The following is a 15,576-nucleotide window of genomic DNA, read 5'->3' as shown; positions in this document are numbered from 1 at the left end:
TGGGGCGTGGGCTGCTTCTTTTGTTTATACGCGACGGGGCGGGGTTGGGGGGGGGGGGCCCTGGAACGCCCCCCCCGCGCCCGGAGGGATCACGCGTCCCCGAACCGCTCCCCCGTCTCCGCCTTCTCCACCAGCAGAGCAGGTGGGGTGAAGCGGTCGCCGTAGCGGTCGGCCAACTCCCGCGCACGGGCGACGAAGCCCGGAAGGCCGCCCTCGTAGCCGTTGATGTACTGGAGGACTCCGCCGGTCCAGCCGGGGAAACCGATGCCGAAGAGGGAGCCGACGTTGGCGTCGGCGACGGAGGTCAGGACACCCTCCTCCACCAGGCGCACGGTGTCCAGGGCCTCCGAGAAGAGCATGCGTTCCTGCATGTCCTCGAAGGGGATCCGGTACCCGGGCTTGGTGAAGTGCTCGCGGAGGCCGGGCCAGAGTTTGGCGCGGCGGCCGTCGGGGGCGTAGTCGTAGAAGCCGGCGCCACTGCTGCGGCCCGGGCGGGCGAACTCGTCGACCATGCGGTCGATGACGGCCTCCGCGGGGTGGACGGTCCATGTGCCGCCCGCCTCCTCCACGGCCCGTCGGGACTCGGTGCGGATCTTGCGGGGCAGGGTGAGGGTCAGCTCGTCCATGAGGGAGAGGACCTTGGCGGGGTAGCCCGCCTGGGCCGCCGCCTGTTCGACGGACGCGGGCTCGATGCCCTCCCCCACCATCGCGACACCCTCGTTGATGAAGTGGCCGATGACACGGGAGGTGAAGAAGCCGCGTGAGTCGTTGACGACGATCGGGGTCTTCTTGATCTGGCGGACGAGGTCGAAGGCACGGGCCAGAGCCTCGTCGCCCGTCTGCTCACCCTTGATGATCTCGACGAGCGGCATCTTGTCGACGGGTGAGAAGAAGTGCAGACCGATGAAGTCGGACCGGCGGACGACACCCTCGGCCAGCTCGGTGATGGGGAGGGTCGAGGTGTTGGAGCAGAGGAGGGCGTCCGGTGCCACGACCCCCTCGATCTCCTGGAAGACCTTGTGCTTGAGCTCGGTGTTCTCGAACACGGCCTCGATGACGGCGTCGCAGCCCGCGAGGTCCGCCGGGTCGGCGGTGGGGGTGATACGGGCGAGGAGCGCGTCGGCCTTCTCCTGGGTGGTGCGGCCCTTGGCGACCGCCTTGGCACAGAGCTTCTCCGAGTAGTTCTTGCCCTTCGCGGCGGCTTCGGGCGTCACGTCCTTCAGGACGACGTCGATGCCCGCGCGGGCGCACGAGTACGCGATGCCCGCGCCCATCATCCCGGCGCCGAGGACGGCGACCTTGCGGACCTGACGGGGCGCGATGCCCTTGGGACGGTTCGCCCCGGAGTTGACGGCCTGGAGATCGAAGAAGAAAGCCTGGATCATGTTCTTCGAGGTCTGCCCGGCGGCCAGCTCCACGAAATACCGGGCCTCGATGACCTGGGCGGTCTCGAAGTCGACCTGGGCGCCCTCGACGGCGGCGGCGAGGATGTTGCGCGGCGCCGGGTAGGGCGCGCCGTTCGTCTGCTTGCGCAGGGTGGCGGGGAAGGCCGGCAGGTTCGCCGCGAACTTCGGGTGGGCGGGGGTGCCGCCGGGGATGCGGTAGCCGGGCTTGTCCCAGGGCTGCTGCGACTCGGGGTTGGCGTCGATGAAGGCGCGGGCCTTGTCCATCAACTCGTCCTGCGTGGCGGCCACTTCGTGGATCAGGCCGTTCTGCAGGGCACGCTGCGGGGTGTACTGGGTGCCCTGGAGCAGCACCTTCAGCAGGGCGTCGGCGATGCCCAGCAGCCGTACGGTGCGGGCGACGCCACCGCCTCCGGGCAGCAGACCGAGGGTGACCTCGGGACAGCCGATCTTCGAGCCGGGGGCGTCGAGGGCGATCCGGTGGTGACAGGCGAGGGCCAGCTCGTAACCACCGCCCAGGGCCGCGCCGTTGATCGCCGCGACGACCGGCTTGCCCAGGGTCTCGATACGGCGCAGGTTGCGCTTGATCTCCAGACCGCCGTCGAACAGCTGCTGCGCCGTCTCGGGGGTGACCTTGATGAGGTCGCGGAGGTCGCCGCCGGCGAAGAACGTCTTCTTGGCGGAGGTGATGATGACGCCGCGAATCGTGTCCTGCTCGGCCTCCAGCCGGTCGGTGATCGCCGCGAGGGAGTCGCGGAACGCCTGGTTCATGGTGTTCGCGGACTGGTTCGGGTCGTCGATGACGAGGGTGACGAGGCCCGTGCGGTCCTGTTCCCAGCGGATGGTGGTGCTCTCGGTCATGTGAGGGTCTCCGTGAGTGTCAGAGTCTTTGGCCGCTGCGGGAACGTCAGATGCGTTCGACGATCGTCGCGATACCCATGCCGCCGCCCACGCACAGCGTGGCCAGCCCGTACCGCTTGTGCTGCCGCTCCAGTTCGTCGATGAGGGTGCCGAGGATCATCGCGCCGGTCGCGCCGAGTGGGTGGCCGAGGGCGATCGAGCCGCCGTTCACATTGACCTTGTCGAGCGAGAGGCCCATGTCCCTGACGAAGCGGAGCACCACGGCGGCGAACGCCTCGTTGATCTCGACGAGGTCGATGTCGTCGATGGTCAGCCCGGCCTTGGCGAGGGCCTTACGGGTCGCGGGCGCGGGGCCGGTGAGCATGATGGTGGGCTCGGAGCCGGAGACGGCGGCGGAGACGATCCGGGCGCGCGGGCGCAGGCCGTACCGCTCGCCGATCTCCTTGGTGCCGATGGCGACGAGCGACGCGCCGTCCACGATGCCGGAGGAGTTGCCCGCGTGGTGGACGTGGTCGATCTCCTCGACCCAGTGGTACTCCTGCAGCGCCACCGCGTCGAAGCCGCCCAGTTCGCCGATGTCCGCGAACGACGGCTTCAGCTTGGCCAGCGAGTCGGCGGTCGTGCCGGGCCGCAGGTACTCGTCGTGGTCGAGGACCACGAGGCCCGCGCGGTCCGTGACGGGGACGACGGACCTGTCGAACCGGCCGTCCTTCCAGGCGGCCGCCGCCCGTTCCTGGGACAGCGCCGCGTACTCGTCCACGTCACGCCGGGAGAATCCCTCGACGGTGGCGATGAGGTCGGCGCCGATGCCCTGCGGCACGAAGTTGACGGCCAGGTTGGTCATGGGGTCGTTGAACCACGCTCCGCCGTCCGAGGCCATCGGCACCCGGGACATCGACTCGACGCCGCCCGCGAGCACCAGGTCCTCCCAGCCCGAACGGACCTTCGCGGCGGCCAGGTTGACGGCCTCCAGACCCGAGGCACAGAAGCGGTTCTCCTGTACGCCGGCCACCGTGTCCGGCAGCCCGGCGGCGATCGCGGCGGTCCGGGCGATGTCGGAGCCCTGGTCGCCCACCGGGCCCACGACGCCGAGCACGATGTCGTCGACGGCGGCCGGATCGAGGCCGGGGAAACGACGTCGGACCTCGTGGATCAGCCCGACGACGAGGTCGATGGGCTTGGTGCCGTGCAGGGAGCCGTTCGCCTTGCCGCGGCCGCGTGGGGTGCGGATCGCGTCGTACACATACGCTTCGGTGCTCACGAGTCTGGCCTTTCGAGTGGCGGGAGGGTGCGGCCCGGGGGCCGGAGTCAGTCGGTGTTCTTCGACGCGGTGTCCTTCGAGGCCGCGACCTTCGAGGCAGCGTCCTTCAGGAGGCCTGCTATGCCCCAGTCGTGGGCCACGTCCGCCGTGTCGGCGCCCGGCTGGGCGGGTCCGGTGCGGACCGAGGTGTGGGTGGCGGAGAAGCGGGGTGCGGGGGCGGGCTGGGTGATGCCGCCGAAGTCGGTGAAGGTGCCCCGGGCCGCGAGATGCGCGTGGTGCGGGGCCTCGTGCAGCGACAGGACGGGGGCCACACAGGCGTCGGAACCCTCGAAGACGGCCGTCCACTCGTCCCTCGTACGGGTCCTGAAGCGAGCCGCGACCGTCTCGCGCAGCTCGCCCCAGGCGGCCGTGTCCTTGCGGGCCGGTGCCCGGTCCCCGATGCCGAGGAGGTCGACGAACTCGTCGTAGAACTGCTGCTCCAGTGCCCCGACGGCGACGTACCGGCCGTCGGCCGTCTCGTACGTGCCGTAGAAGGGGCAGCCGCCGTCGAGGAGGTTGGCGGCGCGGCGGTCCTGCCAGCCGCCGGCGGCGAGCATGCCGTGGATCATCGCGGAGAGGTGCGAGGTGCCGTCGACGATCGCCGCGTCCACGACCTGGCCGGCGCCGGTCGCACGGGCGTGGTGGAGGGCGGCGAGGACACCGACGACGAGGTAGAGGGAGCCGCCCGCGTAGTCGCCGAGGAGGTTGGCGGGGACGGCCGGCGGGGCGTCCGGGCTGCCGATCATGCCGAGGGTGCCGGTCAGGGCGATGTACGCGATGTCGTGGCCGGCGCGCTGGGCGAGGGGACCACGCTGGCCCCAGCCGGTCATCCGGCCGTAGACGAGCCGCGGGTTGCGGGCGTGGCAGGTCTCGGGGCCGACGCCGAGACGTTCGGCGACGCCCGGCCGGTAGCCCTCGATCAGGATGTCGGCGCGTTCGGCGAGGTCGAGGACGGTGTCCGGGCCGTCCTCGGACTTCAGGTCGACGATCACCGACCGCTTGTTGCGGTTGGTGACGTCGTACCGGGGGTTCACGGCGAGTCCCGCGCCACCCGGCCGGTCGACGCGGACGACGTCGGCGCCGAGGTCACCGAGAAGCATGGCGGCGAACGGTCCGGGCCCGATGCCCGCCAGTTCGACCACGCGCACACCGGTGAGCGGGCCGTGCCCGGGCGTCTTCGCCACTGCCATGGAGCCCCCAAGCTCTGTGACACAAACGATGTAACACCAGTGATGCTAAGAACGTGTTCCACTCCGCACAAGCCCCGAATGAGCAAACGCTTAGTCATTGTGCCCGGAGTCGCGGCACGTGTCAGCCCGCCCTCACCAGGCCCCCGGCGCCGATCTCAGCGGGCCTCCAGCTCCGCTATCAGCTTCTTCGGGGCGATCACGCGGTAGCTCTCCTCGACCCAGTCGCACAGCAGCTCCGCGCCCGGGGCGCCCTTCTCCTGCAGCGGGACGCGCACCCACCCGGCCTTGCCCAGGCCGTACCCCGCGGGCTCGGCACCGGGGCAGGCCAGGGCGTGGGCATGGGTCTCCTCGTCCCTGAGCTTGACGGTGACGCCCAGCGGATAACTGCCGTCATCCATGCCGAGGAACACGAACACCTTCCTGTTGACCTTCGCGACGCTCTCGCCCCACGGGAACTCCTCGACCGCGCCGGGCATCCCGAGGGCGAACTCGCGCACCTTCTCCCACTTTTTCAGGGCGTTCCTGGGTACGGTCACGGCCACCTCCGGATCCCGCGCGCTCGGCTGCTCGTCCCTCACGCTAGCCTCAGCCACCGACAACGGCGCGTGGGCGAGTGCTGAGGGGTTTCATGAGCAGCGGGCAGGGCAAGGCGGAGCGGGCGTACGACATCGTGCTCTACGGGGCCACGGGGTTCGTCGGGGAGCTCACCGCGGAGTATCTCGCCGAGCACGCGCCCGAGGGGCTGCGCTGGGCCATCGCCGGGCGCAACGCGGAGAAGCTCGCGGCCCTGCGCGAGCGGCTGCCCGGCGGCGCGGAGATCGGTGTGCTCCGGGCGGACGGGTCCGATCCGCAGGCCGTGCGCGAACTCGCCCGGCAGGCACGGGTGGTGGCCACGACCGTCGGCCCGTACATCACCCACGGCGAGGAGTTGGTGGCCGCGTGCGCCGACGAAGGCACCGACTATCTGGATCTCACCGGTGAGCCCGAGTTCGTCGACCTGACGTTTGTCAGACACGACGCACGCGCGCGCGAGACCGGTGCCCGGATCGTGCACGCGGCGGGCTTCGACTCGGTACCGCACGACCTGGGCGCGTACTTCACCGTGCGGCAACTCCCCGAGGACGTGCCGATCACCGTGGACGGCTTCGTGCGCGCCGAGGGCATGTTCTCGGGCGGTACGTTCAACTCCGCGCTGACCGGATTCTCCCGCGGCCGGCAGACGATGGCCGCCGCGCAGGACCGCAAGCGGCACGAGCCGCGCATCGTGGGGCGGCGGGCGTACGCGCCGGTGAGCGCCCCCCGGTTCGCCAAGGAGGTCGGGGCGTGGGCGCTTCCGCTGCCGACCATCGACGCGCAGGTGGTGCAGCGCTCGGCGCGCGCCCTGCGGCGCTACGGTCCGGACTTCCGCTACCGCCACTACGCGGCCGTGAAGACCCTGCCGTTCGCGGTGGGCGGGGTCGCGTTCGTCGGCGCGGTCGTCGCCGCGGCCCAAGTGCCGCCCGTGCGGCGCTGGTTGGGCGACCGGCTCAAGCCGGGTGAAGGGCCGAGCGCGGAGAAGCGGGCCAAGAGCTGGTTCTCAGTGCGGTTCGTGGGCGAGGGCGGCGGGCGCCGGGTCTTCACGGAGGTCGCGGGCGGCGACCCCGGCTACGGCGAGACGGCGAAGATGTTCGCCGAGTCCGCGCTGTGCCTGGCCTTCGACGACCTTCCGGCCACGGCGGGGCAGGTCACGACGGCGGTCGCGATGGGCGACGCGCTGATCGAGCGGCTGCGCGCGGCGGGGATCACGTTCCGGGTGGCCGCGTCCCGGTGACGCGCGCACCGTCCTACTGGGCCCACCCCGTCACCGTGTAGACCATGCCGGCGATCCAGGCCAGTCCGACGATCACGGCGAGGAGCAGTCCGGTCGTCACGGCACGCTCGACGGGCTGGGTGGAGCTGGCGGCGGGCTTCGGGGCTCGGTGCGTCGTCATACGGCACAGCCTGCCGATCATGACGACGAACCGATATCCGTACTCGTACTCAGTTCGTACTCAGGTACCCGGTCCGCACGTACACACGAGGAGTGCCCCAGCGGGCCCCTCACGGCCGGTGCCGGAGGTTCAGTCGGTCGCGGCCCGGAGGGCGCGGCGGCAGAGGGAGTCGGCGCGGCGGGTGGTTTCCGGGAGGCGGTAGGCCGGGGTGAGGGCGAGGGTGTGGGCGCAGGCGCCGGAGAGGCTCACGCGGTGGCCGACGGAGACGAAGACCGGTTTGACGCCGTCGCGGGTGCGCAGGGCGCGGCCCACCTCCTCGGTGCCCGCGAGGAGCGGGGAGGTGCTGCCGCGCGGGGTGCCGGGGTCGTCGTACGTGAAGGTGAAGGGGTTCTTGGCGACGCCGATCGTGGGCAGTCCGGTGACGACGCCGAGGTGGGCGGCGAGGCCGAAGCGGCGCGGATGTGCGAGACCGTAGCCGTCGCAGACGACGAGGCCGGGGTCGCACGGCAGCGCGTCGAGCGCGGCCAGCACGGTCGGGACCTCACGGAACGCGAGCAGTCCGGGGACGTACGGGAAGGAGACCTGCCCGATCGCCGTGGCCTCCGCGACCACGCCGAGCGTCGCCGCGTCGAGCACCACGGCCGCCGCCGCGACGACGTCCCGCTCGTCGTCGTACGCCACGTCGACGCCGGTGACGTGCCCGGTGCCGGGCGGCGGCCCGGCCTCGTCGAGGACCACCTTGCCCCGCAACTCGTCCTGCACGGCGAGGGCTTGCTCTTCGGTGGCGGGCCAGCCCGCGGGGATGCGTACGGTCGTCATGGTGCTGACGAGCGTACGCACCCCGGCGCGGGGGCGCGGCCGAGGGCTACTTGTTGCCGAGGGCGCGCTTGAGCTGGCTCTTGTTCATGTCGGAACGGCCTTGGACGCCCCGCTTCTTGGCCTCTTCGTAGAGCTGGTCGTACGTGGGCCCCTCGGACCCCTTGTGCGAGCGCTGCCCGCCGCGCTTGCTCGACGACATGTCCTGGGTGGAGGTGCGGCTCGCGGTCTTCGACTCGCCGGACCGGGCGCGTTCCTTGTTGACCGTCCGGGCGGCGATCTCCTTGGCGCGCGACTCGCTCTCGCCGCGGTCCTCGGCGCTCTCCTTGATGTGCTCGTACTGGCGTTCCCTCTTGGGGCTCGAACCGCGCGGCATGGCCGATCACTCCCTTCGTGATTCGAACACGCCACAAGTACCCATTTCGACTGGAACAACCCCGTGCCGGTCAGTTCTCCAGCCGGGCCACCCGTCCCTTCTCCCCCGCCGCCCAGCAGCCCTGGTCCGGTGTGCAGTCGACGGTGTCGTACGAGCCGGTGTCGACCGTGCGCCAGGTGCGGCCGCCGTCGGTGGTGAGGTCGGTGCCGGTGGGGCCGACGGCGAGGGCGGTCGTACGGCTGTACGGGAGCCAGGCGACGCCGGAGCGGTAGGCGGGCGGCGGCTGCGCGGCGGGCGTCCAGGTGCGGCCGGTGTCGCCGGTGGTGGCCGCCGCCTGCGGGGACGGCTGGTCGGCGCGGTAGTCGCCGCCGACGGCGATGCCGTGCGCCCGGTCGCGGAAGGCGAGCGCGAAGACGCCGCGGGCCGGGTCGCCGGCCGGGACGGTCGTGTCGGCGGCCGTCCAGGTCAGCCCTCGGTCGGCGGAGTGCAGCACACGCGCGCGTGCGGCCCCGCCGGTCGCCAGCCACACGTCGCGCGGACCGGAGTTGACCAGGCACTGCCCGCTCGCCGCGAAGCCCGCCTCACCCTCCAGGGCCGGCGGCATGCCCTCGTTCGGCAGGACCTGCCAGGAGCGCCCGCCGTCCTTCGTGGACAGGATGCGGAACCTGCCGTCCACCGGGTCGCTCATGGCGAGTCCGTGGCGGGGGTCGAAAAAGGTGAGGCAGTCGTAGAATGCGCGCGGATCGGTGTTTCGGAACGACTCGGTCCACGTCGCACCGCCGTCGTCCGTGCGGTACACGCGGGAGGCCTCGCCCTCGCCGATGGCGAGCACGACCGCCCTGCGTGCGTCGAATGCCTCGATGTCCCGGAACTGCAGATCCTGTGCGCCGGGCGGTGAGACGTTGCGCCAGGTCCTGCCTCCATCGCCGGTGCGCAGCACGGTCCCTGCGGAACCCGCCAGCCACGCGCTGCTCCGGCTGACGGCGGCGAGGCCGCGAAAGCGCACGTCAGTGCCGGTTTCCTTCAGTTCCCAGTGCGGTGGACGGCCTTCCCCCTGTGCCTGTGCGGGCACCGCCAGGGCGGCGGCGAGCACCGCCGCGGCCAGGCCCGTCGTCATCGTCCGACTCGTCCGACTCATCCGTCTCGACTGCCCCAAGCCCCTCATGGCGGGCGAAGCTAGTGCACCGATCCGGTGCCGTCCAGATGCCCTCGTCCGGGAACCACCGGGCGGCGTCCGGTGTCCTCTCCCATATCCCGGAACACGGGATGAGAAATGGATCACCTCAGTGATTGGGCTCGGTGACAGAGGTCACTCGACCCTCATGTGCACGGATCGGCCCGATCCGGCGTCTTCTGAAATGCCCGGCCTCAGTCATCCGGAGTCCGTCCACCCGTCACAAGGGAGCAAGGCGTTGTCCACCGTCATCGAGCAGCCCGTAGAGGCCCGTCTCGTCGCCGCCGCGCCGCGGATGCCGAGCATTCCCGCAACGCTCCACTACGACCGTCGCGACCCCTTCGCCGTCCGTATGACCTTCCCCGCCCCGGCCACGCTGGAAGGTGTCGAGGTCTGCTGGACCTTCGCCCGCGAACTCCTCGTGACCGGCATGGAGGAATCGGTCGGCTACGGAGACGTCCGGGTCCGCCCGTACGGCTACGAGCGACTGGTCCTGGAGTTCCACGCCCCCGAGGGCACCGCCGTGGTGCACGTCCACGCCGGCGAGGTACGGCGCTTCCTGGACCGCACGATCGAACTGGTGCCGCTCGGCCTGGAACACCACCAGGTCGACCTGGATCACGACCTGGCTCAGCTGATGCGGGACGCTTGCTGAGGTCGTCCTTGGACGCCGCCCCGCTCCGTCCGGGGGCGGCCGATCCGGGCGTCGGTCCGGCCGGTCCGGATGTGCCGCGTTAATGCGTTGACAGCCTTCCGACCCCCTCCGTACGTTGTTCCACGGTCCTGTTGCCGTCGATTGGAGAAGGACGTTGCTCGTCTGAGGTCCTGAGACACCGCGTCACACACCTTGCCGTTTCCCGGCGTTCCTGTGTGCCCTGCGTGCGACCTCGGCGTACGAGCCGTCCTCCGGCAGCGGGCTTTTCTCTTGCCCTCGTAGTGTCGCCCCTCGCGGTGTTTCGAACGCGTCGCCCCTGGCCGCTTCCCTCACCCGCGAGGTCCCTCATGTCTACTCCCCTTTCTCTCACCTGCACGTCCCTGTCCTTCGCCTGGCCCGACGGCACCCCCGTCTTCGACGACCTACAGATCGCGTTCGGCCCCGGCCGGACCGGGCTCGTCGGCGTCAACGGGTCTGGAAAATCGACCCTGTTGAAGCTGATCGCCGGTGAACTCGCCCCGGTCGGCGGCACCGTCCGCGTGGCGGGTGAGGTCGGCTATCTCCCGCAGAACGTCACGCTCGACACCGGCCTGAAGGTCGACGAGGCGCTCGGCATCGCCGCCGCCCGCGCCGCGCTGCACGCCATCGAGGCGGGCGACGTGGCCGAGGAGCACTTCACGGCGATCGGCGACGACTGGGACGTGGAGGAGCGCGCCCTGGCGACCCTCGGCCAACTCGGCCTGGGGCATGTCCACTTGGACCGCACGATCGGCGAGGTCTCGGGCGGCGAGTCGGTGCTGCTGCGCCTGGCCGCGCTGCTGCTGCGCCGCCCCGACGTCCTCCTCCTGGACGAGCCGACCAACAACCTCGACCTGTACGCGCGGCGACGGCTGTACGACGCCGTCGAGTCGTGGTCCGGGGTCATGATCGTGGTCAGCCACGACCGTGAACTCCTCGAACTGGTCGACCAGATCGCGGATCTGCACTCCGGCGAGGTCACCTGGTACGGCGGCAACTACTCCGTGTACGAAGACACGTTGACCACCGAACAGGAGGCGGCGGAGCGCATGGTGCGCGTCGCCGAGGCCGACCTGAAGAAGCAGAAGCGCGAACTCGTCGACGCGCACACCAAGTTGGCCAAGCGCACGCGCTACGCCAACAAGATGTACGAGAACAAGCGTGAACCCCGGGCCGTGATGAAGCTGAAGAAACGCACGGCCCAGGTGTCCGCCGGCAAGCACCGGATCATGCACGAGGAGAAGCTCACCGAGGCGAAGGAACGGCTCGACGACGCGGTGGAGGCCGTACGGGACGAGGACGAGATCCGCGTCGAGCTGCCGTACACGGCCGTGCCGCCGGGCCGTACCGTCCTCACCCTGCTGGATCTGGAGCTGAAGTACGGCGGCCGGGTGGGCGGCGGACTCGACCTGCGCGGCCCGGAGCGGATCGCGCTGATCGGCCGCAACGGCTCGGGCAAGACCACGCTGCTGCGGACGATCGCGGGCGAGCTGGAGCCGGTGCGGGGCGAGACGAAGGCACATGTGCCGATGCGGTTCCTGCCACAACGGCTCGACGTCCTCGACGACGAGCTGACGGTCGCCGAGAACGTGGCCCGGTTCGCGCCGGACGCCACCAACAACCGGATCCGGGCCCGTCTCGCCCGCTTCCTGTTCCGGGGCGCCCGCGCCGACCAGCCGGCGGCGACGCTGTCCGGCGGGGAACGCTTCCGGGCCGCCCTCGCCGCCCTGATGCTCGCCGAGCCCGCCCCTCAGCTGCTGATGCTGGACGAGCCGACGAACAACCTCGACATGGCGAGCGTGCGGCAGCTGACGACCGCCCTGGAGTCGTACGAGGGCGCGCTGATCGTGGCCGGCCACGACCTGCCGTTCCTGGAGTCGATCGGGATCACCCGATGGCTGCTGATGGAGGAGGGAGAGCTGCGGGCGACCACACCGGAGGAGGTCGGAGTGACCGGCTGACCCGGCCGGCCGGCGGGGGCGTCCGTCGACGGTTTGCCTACCGCCGAGTATCTCAGGAGGGCCACAGCCTGCCTCCGCGGGTTTTGCCCACGAGGACCGGGGCTGCATGATGGCGGACCGGCGTCGCTTCACGGGCGCCGGAAAACCGTCGTTCGATTCGGAGTCCCACACGTGCCCAGCAAGAAGGCCCTGGTCCGCCGTCCCAGCCCCCGCCTGGCCGAAGGCCTCGTCACGCACGTCGAACGCACACAGGTGGACGTCGACCTCGCGGTCGAGCAGTGGGAGGCGTACGGGGAGGCCCTGCGCGACCACGGCTGGGAGACCATCGAGGTGGATCCGGCCGACGACTGCCCGGACTCGGTGTTCGTCGAGGACACCGTGGTCATGTACAAGAACGTGGCGTTGATCGCGCGTCCCGGAGCCGAGTCCCGGCGGGCCGAGACCGATGGGATCGAGGAGGCCGTGGCCGCGCTCGGCTGCTCGGTGAACTGGGTGTGGGCGCCGGGCACGCTGGAGGGCGGCGACGTCCTCAAGGTCGGCGACACCGTGTTCGTGGGCCGGGGCGGGCGCACCAACGCGACCGGGGTGCAGCAGCTGCGCGCCGCGTTCGAGCCGCTCGGGGCGCGGGTCGTCTCCGCGCCCGTGAGCAAGGTGCTGCATCTGAAGTCGGCGGTCACCGCGCTGCCCGACGGCACGGTCGTCGGGCACATCCCGAAGATGGACACGCCGTCACTGTTCGGGCGCTTCCTGCCGGTGCCCGAGGAGGCCGGGGCGCATGTGGTGCTCCTGGGCGGCGACAAGCTGCTGATGGCGGCTAGCGCGCCGAAGACGGCGGAGCTGTACTCCGACCTCGGGTACGAGCCCGTCGTGGTCGACATCAGCGAGTTCGAGAAGCTGGAGGGCTGTGTGACATGCCTCTCGGTGCGGCTGCGGGAGCTGTACGCCTGAGCGGAGATCCCCTCGCCCTTGCGGCCCCGGGACCTGCGGGTCCACGGGGCCTTCGGCATGCCCACCGACGGCTTGTGGACCCCGCTGATCAGCGGTCTTTACAGCACACTTAACCTACGGCATCGTAACCTACGGGTTCGTAGCCTACGATGCCGTAGGTTCAGGTCACCCGCCCGTGGCCGCCCACAAAATTACAACTCCCCCGTTTGTCCCCCTGGAGCGTCTGTGTCGATCACTTCTCCTCACCTCGGCAGCCCGTCCACCGAATGGACCGACGCGCGGCTGCTGTACGCGCTGGAGGAAGTCGTCGAGAAGGAACTCAACCGGCATCTGAAGGTCACCAAGAACTGGATGCCGCACGAGTACGTGCCGTGGAGCGACGGCCGCAACTTCCCCGGCTTCTTCGAGGACGGCGAGGCCTGGGAAAAGGGGCAGTCGAAGGTCACCGAGGTCGGCCGGATCGCCCTCGTAGTGAACCTGCTGACCGAGGACAACCTGCCCAGCTACCACCACGAGATCGCCACCCTCTTCGGCCGTGACGGCGCCTGGGGCACCTGGGTGCACCGCTGGACCGCGGAGGAGGGCCGGCACGGCATCGTGATGCGCGACTACCTGCTCGCCTCGCGCGCGGTGGACCCGGACAAGCTCGAAGAGTTCCGTATGTCCCACATGGGTGAGGGCTTCGAGTCGGACAACCGGCACTCGATGCTCCACACGGTCGCGTACGTCGCCTTCCAGGAGCTCGCCACCCGCGTCTCGCACCGCAACACCGGCCACCACTCCGGTGATCCCGTGTGCGACCGCATGCTGGCGCGCATCGCGGCCGACGAGAACCTCCACATGATCTTCTACCGGAACCTGCTGAAGGCCGCGTTCGAGTTCGCCCCCGACCTCACCATGCAGGCCGTCCGCGATGTCGTCGTCAACTTCCGCATGCCCGGCCACGGCATGCCCGGCTTCGAGCGCGCCGCCGCGCAGATGGCCATCGGCGAGGTCTACAACATGCGCATCCACCACGACGACGTCCTCGCGCCCGTCATCCGCTTCCTGAAGATCATGGAGATCGACGGCCTCGGCCCCGAAGGCACGAAAGCCCAGGAAGAGCTCGGCCTCTACATGGGCGGACTCGACGCGGAGGCCCGCAAGTTCGACGAGAAGCTGGCGGCACGCAAGGCGCGGATGGCCGCGCGGGCCGGGGCGTAACCGCTCACCTCGAGTGCCGTGAAGCGCAGGGGGCGGGGCGGCTGGATTCGAACCAGCGTGTTCCGGTTTTGGAGACCGGCGCGCCTGCCTCTGCGCTACGGCCCCACCCTTGGGGGCGAGGGTAGTTCCTCGGCGCACTGCCGGGCGACCTATTTCGGCGGGGCGAATGCCCCTCACCACTCCGCCTCCCGGTAGTCCTTCAGGAACACCCCGGACACCGGGTCGCCCGCCTCCCCGCGCACGATCGGGTCGTAGACGCGGGCCGCGCCGTCGACGATGTCGAGCGGGGTGCGGAAGCCCGCGCCGGCCATTCGGTGCTTCTTGGGCGCGGGGTTCTCGTCGGTGATCCAACCGGTGTCGACGGCGCACATGTGGACGCCCTGCTCGGCGAGTTCGGCGGCGCTGGTGCGGGTGAGCATGTTGAGGGCGGCCTTGGCCATGTTGGTGTGCGGATGCCCGGCCGTCTTGTTGCGCACGGCGAAACGGCCCTCGACGGCGGTCACGTTGACCACGTAACGGCGGGGGCGCGGCGCGGCGAGCAGCAGCGGCAGCAGCCGGTCGCAGAGGAGCGCCGGGGCCAGGGAGTTGACCAGTTGGGTCTCCAGGACCTCCGCCGGGTCGAGTTCGCCGAGCCGCGCCGACCAGGAGTTCTCCGGTGAGGGGTCGGGCAGCAGCCCGGCCTCGTCGGCCTCGCGCAACGCGAGGGGCAGGGCGGCGGCCCCGTCCTCCAGCATCCGCATCGGCGTGAACCCGGGTGCCTGCCGCGCCCCTTCGGGCAGCGCGTCGTACTCCCCGGCGGCGAGCAGTGCGTACGACTCGGGTGGCCGCCGTACCGTCTGGGCCGCGTTGTTCACCAGGATGTCGAGCGGCTCGCCCTCCTGCCTCAACTGCTCGCACAGGCCCAGTACTTGGCGCGGGTCCCGCAGGTCGACGGCGATGACGGCCAGCCGGTCGAGCCACTTCTCGCTGCCGGGCTCGGCACGGAAGCGGCGCACGGTGTCGTGCGGGAAGCGGCTGGTGACGAGCAGGTCGACGCCGTCGCGCAGCATCATCAGCGCCAGCTGGAAGCCGATCTTCACCCGGCCGCCGGTGAGCAGCGCACGGCGGCCGCTCAGGTCGGTGCTCAGGGCGCGGCGTGCGGTGTTGTCGGCGGCGCAGTCCGGGCACAGCCGGTGGTAGAAGGAGTCGACCTGTCGATAGGGCGTCTTGCAGACATAGCAGGTGCGCGGCTTCAGGAAGACTCCCCCACCGCCGCCCGTCGCGGGGTCCGACAGCGGCGCGTCCTCACGCCGCTCCAGGGCTCCGGTTGCGGTCGCGGCCATCACGGCGGCGTCCGCGGCGGACTTCTCGGCGCCGAGGGCCTTACGGCGGCGGAGCCGGCCGTCGCGCGCGAAGGACGCGGCGACCTGCTCGGCCCGTAGCCGCACGGGGTCGTCGACGGGCAGCGCCCGCAGCCTGCCGACCGTACGGTGGAAGGCCGTCAGCTCTTCCTCGGTGATCCCGCCGTCGTCGCCCATGCGTGCCCCGCCCCGCGTGTCCCGTGCCGTGTTCCCCTGTCCCGACCGACCCACGCGGGCTTGGGATCCGCGGAACGCCGAGCGCGGTGCGCAGCTGTCGAGCGCGGTCCGGACGACCGGATTCGAACCGGCGTTTCCGCCCTGACAAGGCGGTGCGCCTGCCTCTGCGCTACGTCCGGACCGC

Annotated in this window: 14 protein-coding genes and 2 tRNA genes; 5 read left to right on the top strand and 11 right to left on the bottom strand. The window is 70.8% G+C overall.

From position 1 onward, the window contains the following. Positions 1-89: 89 nt before the first annotated feature. The 4 genes from ACFU53_RS11850 to ACFU53_RS11835 form a co-directional block, all read right to left on the bottom strand. Positions 90-2,264: a 3-hydroxyacyl-CoA dehydrogenase NAD-binding domain-containing protein gene (locus tag ACFU53_RS11850; protein ID WP_383989460.1), complete on the bottom strand. Its 2,175-nt coding sequence runs from the start codon at positions 2,262-2,264 to the stop codon at positions 90-92. A gap of 46 nt (positions 2,265-2,310) precedes the next feature. Then, the gene (locus ACFU53_RS11845) at positions 2,311-3,525 is read right to left on the bottom strand and encodes an acetyl-CoA C-acetyltransferase (protein WP_383989457.1); all 1,215 of its coding nucleotides are present in this window, start codon (positions 3,523-3,525) and stop codon (positions 2,311-2,313) included. Positions 3,526-3,572: 47 nt separating this feature from the next. After that, the gene (locus ACFU53_RS11840) at positions 3,573-4,754 is read right to left on the bottom strand and encodes a CaiB/BaiF CoA transferase family protein (protein ID WP_383989454.1); all 1,182 of its coding nucleotides are present in this window, start codon (positions 4,752-4,754) and stop codon (positions 3,573-3,575) included. Between the two features lie 155 nt (positions 4,755-4,909). After that, positions 4,910-5,290 (bottom strand): MmcQ/YjbR family DNA-binding protein, encoded by a 381-nt coding sequence (locus tag ACFU53_RS11835; RefSeq protein ID WP_383989451.1) that lies wholly within the window; start codon positions 5,288-5,290, stop codon positions 4,910-4,912. A gap of 92 nt (positions 5,291-5,382) precedes the next feature. Here ACFU53_RS11835 and ACFU53_RS11830 point away from each other — a divergent pair, with 92 nt between their 5' ends. Next, positions 5,383-6,564 carry a saccharopine dehydrogenase family protein gene (locus tag ACFU53_RS11830; RefSeq protein WP_383989449.1) on the top strand — a complete coding sequence of 394 codons (1,182 nt, stop codon included), beginning with the start codon at positions 5,383-5,385 and terminating at the stop codon, positions 6,562-6,564. A 13-nt stretch (positions 6,565-6,577) separates the two neighbouring features. Here the strand turns inward: ACFU53_RS11830 and mmpA are convergent, their stop codons facing one another. The 4 genes from mmpA to ACFU53_RS11810 all read right to left on the bottom strand — a co-directional run bounded on the left by mmpA (position 6,578) and on the right by ACFU53_RS11810 (position 9,033). Then, the gene (mmpA, locus tag ACFU53_RS11825) at positions 6,578-6,724 is read right to left on the bottom strand and encodes a morphogenic membrane protein MmpA (RefSeq protein ID WP_383989446.1); all 147 of its coding nucleotides are present in this window, start codon (positions 6,722-6,724) and stop codon (positions 6,578-6,580) included. A 129-nt stretch (positions 6,725-6,853) separates the two neighbouring features. Beyond that, on the bottom strand, positions 6,854-7,543 hold the full coding sequence (locus ACFU53_RS11820; RefSeq protein WP_383989443.1) for an endonuclease V: 690 nt from the start codon (positions 7,541-7,543) through the stop codon (positions 6,854-6,856). 46 nt (positions 7,544-7,589) lie between these two features. Next, positions 7,590-7,916 carry a plasmid stabilization protein gene (locus ACFU53_RS11815; protein ID WP_383989440.1) on the bottom strand — a complete coding sequence of 109 codons (327 nt, stop codon included), beginning with the start codon at positions 7,914-7,916 and terminating at the stop codon, positions 7,590-7,592. Positions 7,917-7,986: 70 nt separating this feature from the next. Then, positions 7,987-9,033 carry a WD40/YVTN/BNR-like repeat-containing protein gene (locus ACFU53_RS11810; protein ID WP_383989437.1) on the bottom strand — a complete coding sequence of 349 codons (1,047 nt, stop codon included), beginning with the start codon at positions 9,031-9,033 and terminating at the stop codon, positions 7,987-7,989. A 295-nt stretch (positions 9,034-9,328) separates the two neighbouring features. Here ACFU53_RS11810 and ACFU53_RS11805 point away from each other — a divergent pair, with 295 nt between their 5' ends. The 4 genes from ACFU53_RS11805 to ACFU53_RS11790 all read left to right on the top strand — a co-directional run bounded on the left by ACFU53_RS11805 (position 9,329) and on the right by ACFU53_RS11790 (position 13,875). Beyond that, entirely contained in the window at positions 9,329-9,745 is a 417-nt protein-coding gene (locus tag ACFU53_RS11805) for an SsgA family sporulation/cell division regulator (protein WP_383989434.1), read from the top strand. Between the two features lie 347 nt (positions 9,746-10,092). Further along, positions 10,093-11,724, top strand: coding sequence for an ABC-F family ATP-binding cassette domain-containing protein (locus tag ACFU53_RS11800; protein ID WP_383989431.1), 1,632 nt, complete (start codon positions 10,093-10,095; stop codon positions 11,722-11,724). Positions 11,725-11,895: 171 nt separating this feature from the next. After that, complete coding sequence (gene ddaH / locus ACFU53_RS11795; protein ID WP_383989429.1) at positions 11,896-12,672, top strand: dimethylargininase; 777 nt, start codon at positions 11,896-11,898, stop codon at positions 12,670-12,672. Positions 12,673-12,897: 225 nt separating this feature from the next. Further along, on the top strand, positions 12,898-13,875 hold the full coding sequence (locus ACFU53_RS11790; protein WP_383989426.1) for an acyl-ACP desaturase: 978 nt from the start codon (positions 12,898-12,900) through the stop codon (positions 13,873-13,875). Between the two features lie 32 nt (positions 13,876-13,907). Here ACFU53_RS11790 and ACFU53_RS11785 read toward each other — a convergent pair. The 3 genes from ACFU53_RS11785 to ACFU53_RS11775 form a co-directional block, all read right to left on the bottom strand. Then, positions 13,908-13,981: transfer RNA gene (locus ACFU53_RS11785), tRNA-Trp, on the bottom strand. Positions 13,982-14,048: 67 nt separating this feature from the next. Next, complete coding sequence (locus ACFU53_RS11780) at positions 14,049-15,392, bottom strand: SDR family NAD(P)-dependent oxidoreductase (RefSeq protein ID WP_383989423.1); 1,344 nt, start codon at positions 15,390-15,392, stop codon at positions 14,049-14,051. Positions 15,393-15,499: 107 nt separating this feature from the next. After that, positions 15,500-15,571 (bottom strand) — tRNA-Asp (locus tag ACFU53_RS11775). Between the last annotated feature and the right edge of the window lie 5 nt (positions 15,572-15,576).

Origin of the sequence: Streptomyces sp. NPDC057474 (assembly GCF_042802555.1) — a bacterium.
Taxonomy (GTDB): domain Bacteria; phylum Actinomycetota; class Actinomycetes; order Streptomycetales; family Streptomycetaceae; genus Streptomyces.
This window is presented reverse-complemented; position numbering and strand designations above follow the sequence as displayed.

What these genes read in the sequence shown, in the direction of transcription:
- ACFU53_RS11850 (WP_383989460.1), bottom strand. Translation starts at nt 2,264, where the DNA reads ATGACCGAGAGCACCACCATCCGCTGGGAACAGGACCGCACGGGCCTC.
- ACFU53_RS11840 (WP_383989454.1), bottom strand. Translation starts at nt 4,754, where the DNA reads ATGGCAGTGGCGAAGACGCCCGGGCACGGCCCGCTCACCGGTGTGCGC.
- ACFU53_RS11830 (WP_383989449.1), top strand. Translation starts at nt 5,383, where the DNA reads ATGAGCAGCGGGCAGGGCAAGGCGGAGCGGGCGTACGACATCGTGCTC.
- mmpA (WP_383989446.1), bottom strand. Translation starts at nt 6,724, where the DNA reads ATGACGACGCACCGAGCCCCGAAGCCCGCCGCCAGCTCCACCCAGCCC.
- ACFU53_RS11820 (WP_383989443.1), bottom strand. Translation starts at nt 7,543, where the DNA reads ATGACGACCGTACGCATCCCCGCGGGCTGGCCCGCCACCGAAGAGCAA.
- ACFU53_RS11815 (WP_383989440.1), bottom strand. Translation starts at nt 7,916, where the DNA reads ATGCCGCGCGGTTCGAGCCCCAAGAGGGAACGCCAGTACGAGCACATC.
- ACFU53_RS11810 (WP_383989437.1), bottom strand. Translation starts at nt 9,033, where the DNA reads ATGACGACGGGCCTGGCCGCGGCGGTGCTCGCCGCCGCCCTGGCGGTG.
- ACFU53_RS11800 (WP_383989431.1), top strand. Translation starts at nt 10,093, where the DNA reads ATGTCTACTCCCCTTTCTCTCACCTGCACGTCCCTGTCCTTCGCCTGG.
- ACFU53_RS11780 (WP_383989423.1), bottom strand. Translation starts at nt 15,392, where the DNA reads ATGGGCGACGACGGCGGGATCACCGAGGAAGAGCTGACGGCCTTCCAC.